Here is a 14,651-nt window from a genome sequence, read left to right on the forward strand (position 1 = left end):
AACCTTTTTGCATATCGCAGATATACATGATTTTAACAAGTTTTTGTATAATTCGTTACATTATAGAGAAAAGAATAAGGGATACCTATAAAAATCGTAGTAATGTATATTTTTCTATGTTGACCATAATTTCAACACTCTGATATGGTTAAAATGAAATATTTGTAGCATGGATAAATAATGAAATAATAAATAAATGATGGAAGGAGAACAGAAATGGAAAAGGTCACATTAACACTTTTAGGAGCAGGACAAAGAGGCATGGGTGCTTATGCTCCATATGCATTAGAGTATCCAGATGAAGTTGAATTTGTAGCTGTTGCAGAAACAGACGAGGAAAGAAGAAATAAGTTCAAGGAATTACATAAAATCAAAGAAGAGAATTGTTTTACTACTTGGGAGGAACTTCTTGAGAAGCCTAAGATGAGTGATGCAATATTGATATGTACAATGGATGATATGCATTATGAGCCAACTATGAAAGCATTGGAAAAAGGATATCACGTTTTATTGGAAAAACCAATGTCCAACAATCCACTGGAATGCGTAGAAATGGGAGATTATGCTGAAAAGAATAATAGAGTATTTTCTATCTGTCATGTATTAAGGTATACTCCATTTTTCTCAACTATCAAAGAAATACTGGATGAAGGCAGAATAGGTGACATTATTTCAATTCAGCATATAGAAAATGTAGCTTATTGGCATCAGGCACATAGTTTCGTAAGAGGAAATTGGAGGAATTCAGAAGAAACAAGTCCTATGATACTTCAAAAATCCTGTCATGACATGGATATATTCTCATGGCTTGTAGGGAGTAAATGTACAAATATATCTTCTTTCGGTTCATTGACTCATTTTACAAAAGAAAATGCTCCAGAAGGAGCTCCACTAAGATGTCTAGATGGATGTCCAGCTAGAAATGAATGTGCATTCTATGCGCCTAAAATATATATTGACTGGAAAGATAATTGGCAGGCAGATGTATTAAGGTCAGTAGTAAGCAATGATACAAGCCACGAAGGATTATTGAAGGCATTGAGAGAAGGACCATACGGTCGTTGCGTATATCATTGTGATAACAATGTTGTAGACCATCAAGTAGTAAATATGGAATTTGAAAACAAGGTAACTGTAGCTTTTACAATGTGTGCATTTACTTATGAAGGTGGAAGAGGTCTAAAAATTATGGGTACCAAAGGTCAGATAAGAGGATTGTCTGATGAGAATATCATAGAAATAACCAATTTCAATACAGGTACGACAGATACAATCCAGGTAAAAGCATCAGGTGGTCATGGTGGTGGAGATTTAGGTATTATGAGAGATTTCATCAAATTAGTGAAGTGTAATGGTGAAGGTGATTCATTAACATCAGCAAGTATATCCGTACAAAGTCATCTAATGGCTTTTGCAGCAGAGGAAGCTAGAATCAAAAAGAAAGTTATCAACTTGGATGAGTTTGTAACTGAGCTTAAGAAATAATTTAATAATAATAAAGATTTCTTAGAAGGAGGTAAAGTTTAATGACAAAAAGAGAAAGAGTCTATAGAGCCATAGCACATAAAGAAGCAGATAGAGTGCCAAAAGGCGAATTATATATAGACCCAAGCCTTGCTAACAGTTTATTGAAGAAAGATTATCCTCTTGATTATTTCCACTTCCAAAGAGACATAGAAGTAAGAGAATTACTAGGAATTGATATGATTAATTTGGGAGATTGGCCAACAGAAGAGTTGGGAGAAGATGAAGAGGGTAATAAAATCTACAGAAGTAATTATAGAGAAGAATATATATTCAATGATAAAAGTAAACACATCATTAAACCAGGGCTTATGAATATTGAGGATGCAGAAAATTATCCTATACCTGATATAACAAAATGTTCTGGTAAACTGATAAAAAGGTTTGCAGAAGAGACAGACCTATTTGTATTTGCTCAAATAGGGGGGCCTATAAGCATGATAAATGAAATGCTTGGTATGGAAGATTATATGATATATACAATGACAAATACAAAAGAAATCAGGATACTGGCAGAAAAAATAATGGAATATGAAATTGCCAAAGCAAAATTGTTTATTGATAACGGAGCTAATGCCATTCTGATTGCAGATGATATGGCTTATAACACATCAACATTTCTGCCTTTACACATTATGGATGAGGTTGCTTTTCCCTATTACAAAATTGCAGTTGAAGAAATAAAAAAACATAAGGATGTCCCTGTTTTTCTACATACGGATGGCAATATTAACAATGTTCTTGGGAAAATTACAGATTGTGGATTTGATGGTTTACAATCTTTACAGCCTTCTGCTGGTATGGAAATTGAACAGGTGAAAAAAGATTTTGGTAAGGATTTATGTCTTATGGGCAACATTGACCTTGATTACGTCATGACCTTTGGTTCTGTACAAGAAGTAGAAGAAACAATAAAACGTACTATTGATATTGCTGCACCAGGCGGAGGTTTTATTCTAAGCACCTGTAATATCTTAGTTGATGTTATCCCACCGGAGAATGCATTGGCTATGTATAATACAGCGCACAATTATGGAATATATACCCGTTAAATAAATTAAGAAGGAGATGGATTCTATGAACAAAGATAAAGGTTATATTGTAACTCATACACATTGGGATAGAGAATGGAGATATCCTTTATGGGAAAATAGGATGAAATTGGTTGATTTAATGGATGAATTACTTGGCATTCTTGAAAGCAATAAGGACTATAAAGCTTTCATGCTGGATGGTCAAAGTGTAATGGTGGAAGATTATCTTGAGGTAAGACCTGAACAAAAGGATAAAATAATAGATTATGTAAAAAAAGGCAGGATGTTAATTGGTCCATGGTATAGTCTTCCAGACCTTTATCCTATAGATGGGGAATGTCTTATAAGAAATCTATTAAGGGGAATACGTTATTCTGACAGTCTAGGTGGACATCTAAAGGTTGCATATGAATCTTTTGGGTGGGGACAAACTGCACAATTCCCTCAAATATATAAGGGTTTTGGTCTTGACACTGTTATTGTTGGTAAAAATGTCTCTAAAGAACGAGCTCCTGAAAGTGAATTCATATGGGAAGGACCAGACGGAAGCAAAGTACTGGCTACAAGACTTGGTCAGCATGCACGTGCAAACTTCTTCATGAATGCTTATATTGATATTATGTATGGTAAACCATATCTATCGGACGAATATAAATATGATTGGGGTAATATGGGTACCATATACCATCAAGCAGATGAAGAAAGCCACCATACTGATTATGTCAAATTGCAGTATACTGAAAAAATGCATGAAGAACGTATAAAAGATGCCATTGACCTGGCATGGGAAGCTACAAATGATACAAATGTAAAAGATCATAGGGTTCTTATGGATGGTAGTGATTCTACTACACCACAACCTATGATAACGGATGTAATCAACAAAGCTAATGAAATTTATGAGGATAAAGAGTTCATTCATTCTACATTAGAAGAATATACAGATAAGCTAATTGAAGTACTGGACTTTGATAAGTTGAAAACAGTAAAGGGAGAATTGAGAGATGGTCCTGCATGCAGCTGTTCAGCAAATGCATTGGCAACAAGACCTGAACTGAAGATACTTAATAAGCGAGTTCAGAATTCACTTCTACGATCAGCTGAGCCTCTATCAGTTATTGGAACTATGATTGGTATGGATTATGATACTAACTTCATAGATATAGCTGAGAGATATATGCTGCTTTCTCATGCACATGATTCTATTAATGGTGTTACCCAAGATAAAACTGTGGATGATGTAAAATATATGCTAAATCAAGCATTAGAAATAAGTGAAGTCATAAATAACAAAGCATGTAAACAGTTAGTTAAACAGATAGATACCAAGGATTTTGATTCCAAGGATATACTTCTTATGGCAGTTAACCCTTTAGGGAGAAATAGAAGAGAAACAGTCAAAGTCTATATAGATATACCTAGAGAAGAACAAATATGGGATTTTGATATACAAGATAATCTTGGAAATATATTGGAAAAACAAGTGATTTCCAGAAAAGAAGAAGTTGTACCAGTAGATGATATGCATTCAAGACCTTGGCCGTTCTATATAGACAGATATTGCATTTATATGGATACAGGAGTAATACCAGCAGGGGGATATAAAGTCTATAAGGTAGTACCTAAAACACATTTTAATAGAAAAGCCCTGTTCTGGCCTGAAATGAGAAAGAGTAAAGGGAATGAAATTGCATGTTCCACTAATACTATGGAAAATAAATACTTAAGAGTGAAAGTAGAACCTAATGGTACTATTAGTATCATCAACAAGGAAACAGGTAAATCCTATACTAACCTTAATTACTTTGAAGATACAGGAGATTGTGGAGATTACTGGATTTATTACCCACCATATAATAATAAGACTTTTACAAGCTTAGGTAGTGAAGCAAGGATATGGGTAGAAGATAATGGTCCATTGTCTTCAACAATAGTTTCAGAGGTTATTATGAAGCTTCCTGCATATTCCTATAGACCAGATAATGGTGTCATGGGAGATAGCAAGAGAAGTGAAGAGGAAAAAGATATTTGTATTACAAGCTATTATACGCTGAAAAAAGATTCCAAGAAGGTGGATATCAAGGTTAAGATCAATAATACAGCATTTGATCATAGATTAAGAGTCATGTTTGATACAGGGATAGATACAGATTATTCATATGCAGCAGGACATTTTACAGTTGATAAAAGACCTATAACACCATTGAAAGATAAAAACGGTGAATACTATCCAGAAATGCAGACATTACCTATGCAGAATTTTATAGGACTAAGTAATGATAATGATGGATTAGCTGTTATTAACAATTGTCTAAGTGAATATCAAGTTATGGATAATCAAGAAAAAACCATAGCTATTACTTTATTCAGAAGTGTAAGAAACATTATATGTACAGAATTCCGTTCAGCAGGTGTATTCTCTCACCAAATGGGTGGACAGAGTCAGGGAGTATTAGAGTACGAATATGGTATATATGTTCATGAAGACAGTTTTGAGAACAGTGACGTTTTTGATATTGCTGATAGATTCAATGTACCAGTAAGATTAGTTCAGACTTGCAAGCATTCAGGTGGTTATCTGCCATTGGAAAAGAGTTTCTATATGATAGAACCATCTCAGTTGGTTATGTCAGCATTTAAAAAGGCTGAGGATAGGAATAGCTTTATTATTAGAATATATAACCCAACCAATAATATTGTAGAAGGTAAAATTTCAATTAACATGGATTCAGTTGTCAAAGAAGGGTACATAACCAACCTCAATGAAGAACGTGAAAATAGAATAGAAATCACTGAGGAAAATAATGTTCATGTAAGTGTGGCTGGTAACAAGATACAGACCATAGAATTAGTGTTAGGAGGAAATAATGAATAAGATTATAGGGCTAGAGAACATGAATTTTGAAGGACATTTTCATGAGTTGGAAGCTAGTGAAAACAGAATGTTCAAGATTGGAGTAGATGGAGTAGAGCAGATTCTAACACCGCTGGATAGAAAAGTTGAACTTATCGCATTCAAGGATAAAACATTGGTATATGTCAAATCTGCCATGGGTTATCCAGCAATCTATCCTTTAGCAGATACTTCCTTTGAAGGTCCAGCTGAAGCTGTTCTTATGGATCTTGATGGAACCAGTGTTTATAGTGAACCTTTTTGGATGTGGATCATTGAACAAACAACAGGAAGACTAATAGGTAATCCAAAGTTTAAACTAGAACATGAAGATGAACCACATGTTTCTGGACATTCAGTATCTGAGCATTTACAGTATTGTATTGACAAATATTGTCCAGATAAAAGTGTAGAAGAAGCAAGGAAATATTATTTTGAAATAACTAATCATGAACTTAAGGAAATAATGCAGGGACGAGGACATACCAATGCTTTTAAGCCTACGGATGGATTAAAGGATTTCCTCATGGCGTTAAAAGATAATAACATAAAAATAGGTCTTGTAACATCAGGTTTATACGAAAAAGCTTGGCCAGAAATTGTGTCTGCATTTAAAAAACTAGGTTTAGGGGATCCTAAGGATTTCTATGATGCAATAATTACTGCAGGACAAGCTTTGAGAAAAGGTCAAACAGGAACTTTGGGGGAATTATCTCCTAAACCACATCCTTGGCTGTATGCAGAGACTGCAAGAGTTGGATTGGGAATCAATCCTTCCAAAAGACATAAAGTAATAGGAATAGAAGATTCAGCAGCGGGTGTTTTATCAATAAGGCTGGCAGGTTTTTCTGCCATTGGTATAGCTGGCGGAAATATTGAAGCAAGTGGAGTTACTCCATTCCTACACTCCAAATATGGTAATTTGATGGATTCTCTGCCATTGATTCTTGGAGAGAAATAAGATAAAAAGGACTGTTGATTATATGCATTGGGTATCAATGCATTATAACACAGTCCTTACTTGATATATGACATTTTCATATAATAATTAAGTGATTCTTTGATTTTGTCTGTATTGTCCTGGAGTTATTCCAAAAGCTTTTTTAAAGGCTGCATAAAAACTACCTGCATTCACGAATCCAATTTTATCAATAATATTATTTATAGACATGTTTGAACTTTTTAGTAATTCCTTTGCATTTTCTAATCTTACCTCAAGTATGTGTTCAGCTACTGATTTTGATGTTAATTTCTTATATAATCTACCCAAATATATTGGAGACATATTTACTTCTGTAGCGATATAATTAAGACAGAGGTTTTTATCCATATAATTATCCGTGATATAATCAGATATTTTCTTTAATAAGTCATCATAACGATTGCTTAGATTGTTTTTTAATACTTCATGAATTTCATTAAATGTATCCAATACATATTTATTAACATCTTCTATGATTTCCATTTTGTTAATCTTTACAATAAAAGTATTTAGGTTATAAGGAATATCATAGCCTGAATTTTGATTAATGCATTCTATTGCTTGGTTGATTTCATATGCCAAATGTGTAATGGTTGATTCAAAAACCGTATAAGGATAATCATAAGTGCTATTAATAATATCCATATAGATCTCATTAACTTTTTCTAGCTTATTAGCCATTAGTGCATCCAATAATATTTTTTCTTTACTGATTGGATAAACATATTTGCCTAAACATTTATTTTTGATTTCATCAGTTATTATGATACTGTTATAACCAGAAAACAAACGGTACTTGGAATATTCCAGAGTATCTTGGTATAGTTCAGATATCTCATCATAACTTTCTGTAGAGGAGCTGATAGTACCAGTTACAGAAACTTTAAGGTATTTATGGATAGAGGATTGGATTTCTTTACATAGTTTGGTGAGTTTTTCATTAATACCTGAATTACCTTCTGTAATATTGAAGATAACTGCAATCTGATCTTTTCTTATATTTACACATTCATTCATATAATGAGGAGAACAGATTTCAGAGGTTATGTTCATCATAGCATACTTTAACAAATCCCTATCTGATGCATTGTATTTGTTACAGAATTCTCGGAATTCATCTATTCTAAACAGTAATATAAGGATTTGATTTTCTGCAGTAAGTTTAATTTTTAATTGATTGAATTTCATTTGTAATGTTATTGGATCAGTTAAAACTTTTCCAAGTAATAAGTTAATGAGAAATTGTTGTTTTAACTGGTAAGACGATTTTCTTTTTTCTGCTTCCAATTTTTTTAGTTTTTCAGTCATTTTATCAATAGGTTGATATATTTTACCTGAAATTATAAGAGAAGAAAGAATGCCTATAAGTAGAATGATAAAGCTAATTATCATAACTTTTAATTTCATTCCTGTTAATCTACTCATAATATCATTGTAAGGAGTAATTTGAACAAATTTCCAATCAAAAGAGTCAGAAGACATGTATGTAACTAAACAAGATTTTCCATCTACAACTTCAATAAAATAACCTGAATCCTTTTCTGAATGGATAATCTTCTTTACATATTTTTCATTGGATACATTGGATAGGATTTCTTTATTCTTATTACTTATTATCATCGTACCAGTATGGTCAATAATATAAGTATTGCTTTGTGGATTCATGTCCAATGAATTGATTGTACGACGTATCCAATCTTCTGAGATATTCAATATAATAGCTTTTCGGTAATTTTTTTTGTTGTTACTGTAATCACAGAATAAAAAAGTAAATACATTTTCTATTTGATTGTCTGTAAATGTAATATTAGGGTTCGGTATTTTTCGGAAAATAGGTGTATCTAAATCATAATCCATATCACTATTCAAGATTCTTATTATATCTTTATCAAAAAAATCTAGTTCACTGATGAATGTGTTACCTTCAATATTAGAATAAAAGCGTTTTTTCTTTGTGTCATATAGATAAATGGAATGTATGAAAGGAGCAGTTTTACTGTAGGTATTGATTCGTTTCAGTCCTGTAGTGATTTCGTTTGAATCTAAGGAATTATAAAATAATAGTTGGGATATATCCGTATCCAAACTAACTTGTACTGCCAGAGTTTTGGCAGATTCCTTCATGAAAGTGGCGCTATAACTAACTTGGGACAAGCTGTCTTTTATAAAATTATTGATTATTGATAAAGAAATTCTTTCAAAATTGAAATATAAGATTGATGCTAAAAACAAAATAGTTGTTACAACAGATATGGTCAGGGTTAATAGAATATTTTTGTATGTCTTCTTTTTACTGAAAGTTAAAAAATTCATAGACCAATTCCTTTCGTTCAGCAATGATGGGTATATTAAATTATAGAGTATGTATAAATTATAGTCAATGAAATTGTAGAAAACAAAAGCCCTTGTATATAAAAAATATATATGTTTAAAAATCGTATATGATTTTGTATAGAATCCATATGGATGTATTTATGTGGATATTTAAACTTGGATGATTAGTTCCTATAATGAAAACTAGTAAGCAATAAATACATTTCAATAGCTAAAAACTAAAACGACATATGAAAGGAGGTAAGAAAAATGAAAACAGGATTAACATTAAAAAAAAGAAATAGAATAAAAGTATTCAAAAAAAGTTATCAGCTTACATTAATGAGTTTGCCAGCTATTATACTTTTTATCATATTTAATTATGTACCAATGTTTGGTATAATACTTGCATTTAAAAAATTGAAATTCAACTTAGGGTTTTTTAAAAGTCCTTGGGTAGGATTAGATAATTTTAAATTCTTTTTTCAATCTCAGGATGCTTGGACAATTACTCGTAATACAATTGGATTGAATGCATTATTTATTGTTGCTGGGTTGGTTGTTTCAGTTGCATTCGCAATCTTACTTAATGAAATAAGCAAGAGAGTATTTGTAAAGACATACCAGACAGCAATGTTCTTTCCATATTTTCTATCATGGGTAGTTGTAGGTTATATGCTCTATGCGGTACTTAATGACCGCCTTGGTATATTGAATCAAGTACTAGAAATATTTGGTATGGAACCTGTCAGTTGGTACTCCAATCCCCAGTATTGGCCAGTTATCCTATTAATAGTGTATTTATGGAAAAATGTTGGGTATTTATCTGTAATCTATTATGCTGGTATCATGGGAATAGATAATGCTCTAATTGAAGCTGCCATTGTTGATGGTGCAAACAAATTTCAGGTCATCAAATCTATTATACTACCTATGTTGGTTCCTATTATAACTGTTATGACATTATTACAGATAGGAAGGATCTTCTATGCCGATTTTGGAATGTTTTATTATTTACCTAATGATGTAGGTGCTTTATATCCTACTACACAAGTTATAGATACATATGTTTATCGTGCATTAAGGGTTACTGGACAGGTAGGAATGGCTACTGCCGCAGGATTTTTCCAAGCTGTAGTAGGCTTGTGTATGGTATTAACCTCTAATTTTATAGTAAAAAAATATAATAAGGATAATGCAATTTTCTAGTAGAGAATATGGAAAGAGAGGAGAGTTTATGAACAAAAGGCTTAATCAACCTGGTCCGTTATTGACAAGTATAATTCATACCATATTTATCTTGTTCACTGTATTATGCATATTACCTGTACTATTGGTAATATCTATATCTCTTTCATCTGAATCTGATATAATAAATAATGGTTTCAGGTTAATACCTTCTAAAATATCTTTTGATGCGTTTAAAGTAGTATTCAGTAATCCTATGCAAATATTGAATTCCTATCTTATAACTATTTTAGTTGCTGGTTTAGGAATAATTTTTGGATTGCTGATTAATTCCATGATAGCATATGCCTTATCAAGAAAGGATTATCCTTATAGGAAACAATTATCTTTTTTTGTTATATTCACTATGTTGTTCAATGGTGGACTTGTACCTTGGTATTTAGTCATCAGCAAGCTTAATCTTCCCAATACAATATGGGTATTGATATTACCTTATCTTGCAAATGCTTGGTACATAATAATACTAAGGACATTTTTCAAGACAATACCTATAGCTATTATAGAATCAGCTAAAATAGATGGTTCCAATGAATTCAAAACATTTATAAAAATTATTCTGCCTTTATCCAAACCAGGATTAGCTACAGTTGGATTATTTATTCTATTGATGTATTGGAATGACTGGTGGCTGGCAATGTTATATATAGACCAAGAGAAACTAATTCCGCTTCAATATCTGCTTTCGAGAATGATGTCAAATATTGAGTTCCTGTCAAAGAATATGTATATGGCTCCTGGTACATTGGATTTAAGTAATTTCCCTAATGAGACTGCTAGAATGGCTATGTGTATTCTGGCGGCAGGTCCTATGTTGTTTGTTTTTCCTTTCTTTCAAAAATATTTTGTTAGAGGGTTGACTATAGGTTCAATAAAAGGATAGATTAAAATAAGAGGAGGAAAGAAAATGAAAAGAATAAAAGGTATATTAAGTATATTACTTATTGTCATTTTGGTATTTGGTTTTGCAGGGTGCAGCAAAGATAATAATAGTGATTCTGGTGCTGATACATCAAAAGGGGCATCGACAGATGAAGGAAATAAAGAATTAGAGCATGTTAATCTGACCTGGTATTATCCAGGAAGTTATCCTTTCAAGGATCAAGAACTTGTATTTGCAGAGGCTAATAAGATAATTAAGGAAAAAATCAACGCCACTGTTGAATTCAAGGCGCTTCCATGGGGGGAATATGAAGATAAGATGAGAGTTGTTATGGGAGCAGATGAAGATTATGATATAGCTTTTACATCCAACTGGTTTAACAATTATCATTCAAATGTTGCAATGGGGGCGTATTTACCATTGAATGACTTGTTGCCTAAGTATGCACCAACTCTCTATAAATCTGTACCTGAAAAATTCTGGGAAGCTACTAAAGTAGATGGGCAGATATATGGTCTTGTCAATTACCAAATCTCTGCAAGAACAGCTGCTCTTAATATGAAAAAAGAAAATGTTGAGAAATTAGGTATAGCAAAAGATACAGTGTTTGATAGTATAGATGATTTAGAACCTTATCTTGAGAAGGCAAAGGGAATATTCCCACCTGATATGATACCTATTTTATCTGAATGGAGAATGTCATTACAAGAAGCCGTTGGACAGGAATGGATTGCAGGAGCTTCTATACCAGGTGCAATATACCTTAATGATAAAAATGCTAAGGTATTCAATCAATTCAAGTCAGAGGAATTTAAAAAGCACGTTGAGAGAAATAAAATATGGGTTGAAAAAGGTTATTTAGGTGGAGATGCATTATTCAGTGCAAAAGACACAGGAACTTTTGTTAATCAAGGAAAAGTTATATTCAGTGTTGGCGGAACTTGGAAACCTGGAGTAGATGAGGAAGAGACTGCAAGAAGAGGATATGAATTCTGGGTAAAACCATTATCTGATGCATATGTGACAACAGGTGGTATTATTGCTACTATGCATGCTATCAATTCAAACTCCAAGAATCCCGAAAGAGCTATGATGTTGATGGAATTGATGAATACTGATGTTGAACTCTATAATATTATTGCATATGGTATTGAGGGAACACATTATAATAAGTTGGAAGATGGTACTGTAGAGGTTATTCCAGATGCTGGTTATAATCCAGGAACCTTGTGGCTCCACGCAAGTACTTTTAATGCACATATCATGAAAGGTATGCCATTAGATGTATGGGAACAAACAAAGAAGATTAATCTTGAAGCACAAGCGTCTCCACTACTAGGTTTTTCATTCAATCCAGAATCAGTAAGTGCTGAAATGGCACAATGTGAATCCGTGGTTAATGAATTCATAAAATCTTTTGATTTTGGAGTAGGAGATGTAGATTCATTATATGAAAAGTTTGTAGAAAAGCTTGATAAAGCAGGAGCTCAGACTATTACTGATGAGATACAAAGACAAATAGATGAATGGATGGGTAAATAAGAGTTTATAGAAATACATTAGAAGGGCTGTCATATAATTTGACAGCCTCTTTAATATCTCCAGATATGTAGTAAAAATAGAATTCTGCTTAGCTGATTATCTTATTCTAGATATCTATTATTTCATTAATATATACTTTTCTTTGTTCCTTAGAACTTTTTATGGCAGCCATAACCATTGCAAGACTTTTGATATTATCTTTGCAATCTGTTTGGGATGGGATGCCTTTTTTTAGTGAATCAATCATATCATTTATACATCCAGCATGGCCTTCTTCGTAATTATCATCATTGTCAATAATATTTCTTTCGTATTCAGCTGGAAACATATTTTGAGTATCAGATGGTTTTTCATACCATGGAGCACTTTTACCATCCCACCTAGCGGCGCCATCACTTCCCATAGCACGCCAATCACATTCCCAGCTTGTAAGATTACCCTTGGCACACCATGAACCATTATAAGAGAAAACAACATTATCAGTCATTTCAAATATACAAACTGCACTGGCATTACCTTTATACCAAGAGCCGGAAGGATTGAATTCATGGCAGTATACAGAAATTGGGTCACAGCCTGAGATGAATCTAGCCTGATCAAAAGTATGAATTGCCATGTCTAATATGAGAGGGCTGTCCATGATGTCCCTAAAACCTCCGAAATGTGCTTCTATATAAAAGGAAGCTCCTATAAACCCTAATTCGCCTATCATTTGTTTTTCTATAATAGATTGAAAACTGCGGATATCTTTTAGAAATCTTCTGTTTTGCATAACAGAATAGGATTTGTTTAATTTGTCAGCTGTTTTAACCATATCTATGGCATTTTCCATAGTATCTGCCAAGGGTTTTTCACCAAAAACATGACAATCTGCTTTTAGTGAGGTAGTAACTATTCTATGATGAATCTCTGGTATGGTATTATCAATTACAACATCAGGTGTTGTATCAGCTATAGCTTTTTCAAAATCAGTATAAGTATCACAGGTTAGGTTAAAATCATTTCTTTTGTTTATTGCGTTATTCTCATCTAGATCAACTAAACCCACTATTTCAATATCTTCTCTTCCTTTTAATGTGGTAAGCCAATTGTTACTTATTCCACCACAACCAACTTGAAGGACTCTTAGCTTATTATTCATTTTATTAACCTCCTGTTATCTATCTTTCCAACCAACTGGGTTTTCTATAAAATTACCACCACGGCATTGTTTCAAGTAGTTCAGTGCATGAACCTGACCAGTTAATTCAAGTTTACCATTATACACTGGGTCATGATATCCTTCAATATCAATACTTCCAGTATAGTTATTCATTCTTAAGATAGAAATTATATCTGTCCAGTTGCTGTCACCAAAGCCTGGAGTTCTATGCCACGCAAATTGTTTGTATCCACCAATACCATATTTTTTAATGATGTCCCAATCTATGGTTGCATCTTTTCCATGGACATTGAATATTTTACCTGCCCATTTCTTTAACTGAGGGATAGGGTCTATGAGTTGTACCATTTGATGACATGGTTCCCACTGTAAGCCAAGATTATCTTCTGGTAAAGCGTTGAACATTAATTCCCATGCAGCTGGATTATGGGCTATATTCCAGTTACCCTTTTCCCAGTTTCCACCCATGGTACAATTTTCGAAAGCGATTTTTACTCCTTTTGATGCCGCTCTTTTAGAGAGTTCCCCAAACACTTGTTGAAATTTATTGATTGAATCATCAATACTTTTATCAATTATTCTTCCAGTAAATCCAGTTACTAGATTTGTACCAAAAAGGGAAGCATTATCAATAAGTGTCTCCCAAGATTTTACTGCATCTGAGAATTCTGTACTGTCAGAAAGGGGATTGGTGAATATGGATAAGCTTGAGATTGTAATTCCCTTTGGAGCTAGATAATCTGTTAATCTCTTAGCTAATTCTTTTATATCAGTTTTACCAATAGTTTTCCAAAATGTTATAGAAAATGTTTCAAAACCATAGTCTGTTATATCCGGTATTATTGACATGGCTTCATCAGCGCTTATTAATGTACCTATTTTAATTTGTTCCATTTTTTATCACTCCTATATTTGAGATGTTAAGTAATATTCATTTGAGTTAGTATTAATACTATGATAATATTATATTACATTGAAAAGAAGCCAACTAGCCATATTATTGACTAATAGTAATACAATATTGACATCTTAATATATAATGTTGTTGAGTAATTGGGCATTTATTTGGAGGA

At 32.7% G+C, this 14,651-nt stretch carries 10 protein-coding genes; 7 read left to right on the forward strand and 3 right to left on the reverse strand.

The window, feature by feature from the left end; all coding sequences use genetic code 11:
• The first annotated feature begins 216 nt into the window (after positions 1 to 216).
• The 4 genes from HYG85_RS12690 to HYG85_RS12705 are packed head-to-tail and all read left to right on the forward strand — an operon-like array spanning position 217 to position 6,412.
• Positions 217 to 1,485 carry a Gfo/Idh/MocA family protein gene (locus tag HYG85_RS12690; protein ID WP_212689957.1) on the forward strand — a complete coding sequence of 423 codons (1,269 nt, stop codon included), beginning with the start codon at positions 217 to 219 and terminating at the stop codon, positions 1,483 to 1,485.
• Positions 1,486 to 1,526: 41 nt separating this feature from the next.
• The gene (locus HYG85_RS12695) at positions 1,527 to 2,576 is read left to right on the forward strand and encodes a uroporphyrinogen decarboxylase family protein (RefSeq protein WP_212689958.1); all 1,050 of its coding nucleotides are present in this window, start codon (positions 1,527 to 1,529) and stop codon (positions 2,574 to 2,576) included.
• 25 nt (positions 2,577 to 2,601) lie between these two features.
• On the forward strand, positions 2,602 to 5,433 hold the full coding sequence (locus tag HYG85_RS12700; RefSeq protein WP_244971190.1) for an alpha-mannosidase: 2,832 nt from the start codon (positions 2,602 to 2,604) through the stop codon (positions 5,431 to 5,433).
• The gene (locus tag HYG85_RS12705) at positions 5,426 to 6,412 is read left to right on the forward strand and encodes an HAD family hydrolase (RefSeq protein ID WP_212689960.1); all 987 of its coding nucleotides are present in this window, start codon (positions 5,426 to 5,428) and stop codon (positions 6,410 to 6,412) included. The genes HYG85_RS12700 and HYG85_RS12705 overlap by 8 nt, the downstream gene beginning before the upstream one ends.
• Positions 6,413 to 6,499: 87 nt before the next feature.
• Here the strand turns inward: HYG85_RS12705 and HYG85_RS12710 are convergent, their stop codons facing one another.
• The gene (locus HYG85_RS12710) at positions 6,500 to 8,746 is read right to left on the reverse strand and encodes an AraC family transcriptional regulator (RefSeq protein WP_212689961.1); all 2,247 of its coding nucleotides are present in this window, start codon (positions 8,744 to 8,746) and stop codon (positions 6,500 to 6,502) included.
• Positions 8,747 to 9,016: 270 nt separating this feature from the next.
• On the opposite strand from HYG85_RS12710, the gene HYG85_RS12715 reads away from it, so the two are divergent.
• From HYG85_RS12715 to HYG85_RS12725, 3 genes are read left to right on the forward strand one after another with little or no spacing between them, the layout of a single operon-like run.
• Positions 9,017 to 9,955, forward strand: a complete 939-nt coding sequence (locus tag HYG85_RS12715) for an ABC transporter permease (protein WP_212689962.1) — start codon at positions 9,017 to 9,019, stop codon at positions 9,953 to 9,955.
• A gap of 28 nt (positions 9,956 to 9,983) precedes the next feature.
• A complete protein-coding gene (locus HYG85_RS12720) occupies positions 9,984 to 10,874 on the forward strand; it encodes a carbohydrate ABC transporter permease (protein WP_212689963.1) in 891 nt (296 codons plus the stop codon).
• A 24-nt stretch (positions 10,875 to 10,898) separates the two neighbouring features.
• The gene (locus HYG85_RS12725) at positions 10,899 to 12,416 is read left to right on the forward strand and encodes an ABC transporter substrate-binding protein (RefSeq protein WP_212689964.1); all 1,518 of its coding nucleotides are present in this window, start codon (positions 10,899 to 10,901) and stop codon (positions 12,414 to 12,416) included.
• 106 nt (positions 12,417 to 12,522) lie between these two features.
• Here HYG85_RS12725 and HYG85_RS12730 read toward each other — a convergent pair whose 3' ends face one another.
• Both HYG85_RS12730 and HYG85_RS12735 read right to left on the reverse strand, forming a co-directional pair.
• Complete coding sequence (locus HYG85_RS12730) at positions 12,523 to 13,557, reverse strand: Gfo/Idh/MocA family protein (protein ID WP_212689965.1); 1,035 nt, start codon at positions 13,555 to 13,557, stop codon at positions 12,523 to 12,525.
• A gap of 15 nt (positions 13,558 to 13,572) precedes the next feature.
• The gene (locus HYG85_RS12735; RefSeq protein WP_212689966.1) at positions 13,573 to 14,472 is read right to left on the reverse strand and encodes a sugar phosphate isomerase/epimerase family protein; all 900 of its coding nucleotides are present in this window, start codon (positions 14,470 to 14,472) and stop codon (positions 13,573 to 13,575) included.
• Between the last annotated feature and the right edge of the window lie 179 nt (positions 14,473 to 14,651).

Origin of the sequence: Vallitalea guaymasensis (assembly GCF_018141425.1) — a bacterium.
Taxonomy (GTDB): domain Bacteria; phylum Bacillota; class Clostridia; order Lachnospirales; family Vallitaleaceae; genus Vallitalea; species Vallitalea guaymasensis.

Excerpts from the sequence above, each read along its gene's own strand:
- HYG85_RS12690 (WP_212689957.1), top strand. The coding sequence starts at position 217 with ATGGAAAAGGTCACATTAACACTTTTAGGAGCAGGACAAAGAGGCATG.
- HYG85_RS12695 (WP_212689958.1), top strand. The coding sequence starts at position 1,527 with ATGACAAAAAGAGAAAGAGTCTATAGAGCCATAGCACATAAAGAAGCA.
- HYG85_RS12700 (WP_244971190.1), top strand. The coding sequence starts at position 2,602 with ATGAACAAAGATAAAGGTTATATTGTAACTCATACACATTGGGATAGA.
- HYG85_RS12705 (WP_212689960.1), top strand. The coding sequence starts at position 5,426 with ATGAATAAGATTATAGGGCTAGAGAACATGAATTTTGAAGGACATTTT.
- HYG85_RS12710 (WP_212689961.1), bottom strand. The coding sequence starts at position 8,746 with ATGAATTTTTTAACTTTCAGTAAAAAGAAGACATACAAAAATATTCTA.
- HYG85_RS12715 (WP_212689962.1), top strand. The coding sequence starts at position 9,017 with ATGAAAACAGGATTAACATTAAAAAAAAGAAATAGAATAAAAGTATTC.
- HYG85_RS12720 (WP_212689963.1), top strand. The coding sequence starts at position 9,984 with ATGAACAAAAGGCTTAATCAACCTGGTCCGTTATTGACAAGTATAATT.
- HYG85_RS12725 (WP_212689964.1), top strand. The coding sequence starts at position 10,899 with ATGAAAAGAATAAAAGGTATATTAAGTATATTACTTATTGTCATTTTG.
- HYG85_RS12730 (WP_212689965.1), bottom strand. The coding sequence starts at position 13,557 with ATGAATAATAAGCTAAGAGTCCTTCAAGTTGGTTGTGGTGGAATAAGT.
- HYG85_RS12735 (WP_212689966.1), bottom strand. The coding sequence starts at position 14,472 with ATGGAACAAATTAAAATAGGTACATTAATAAGCGCTGATGAAGCCATG.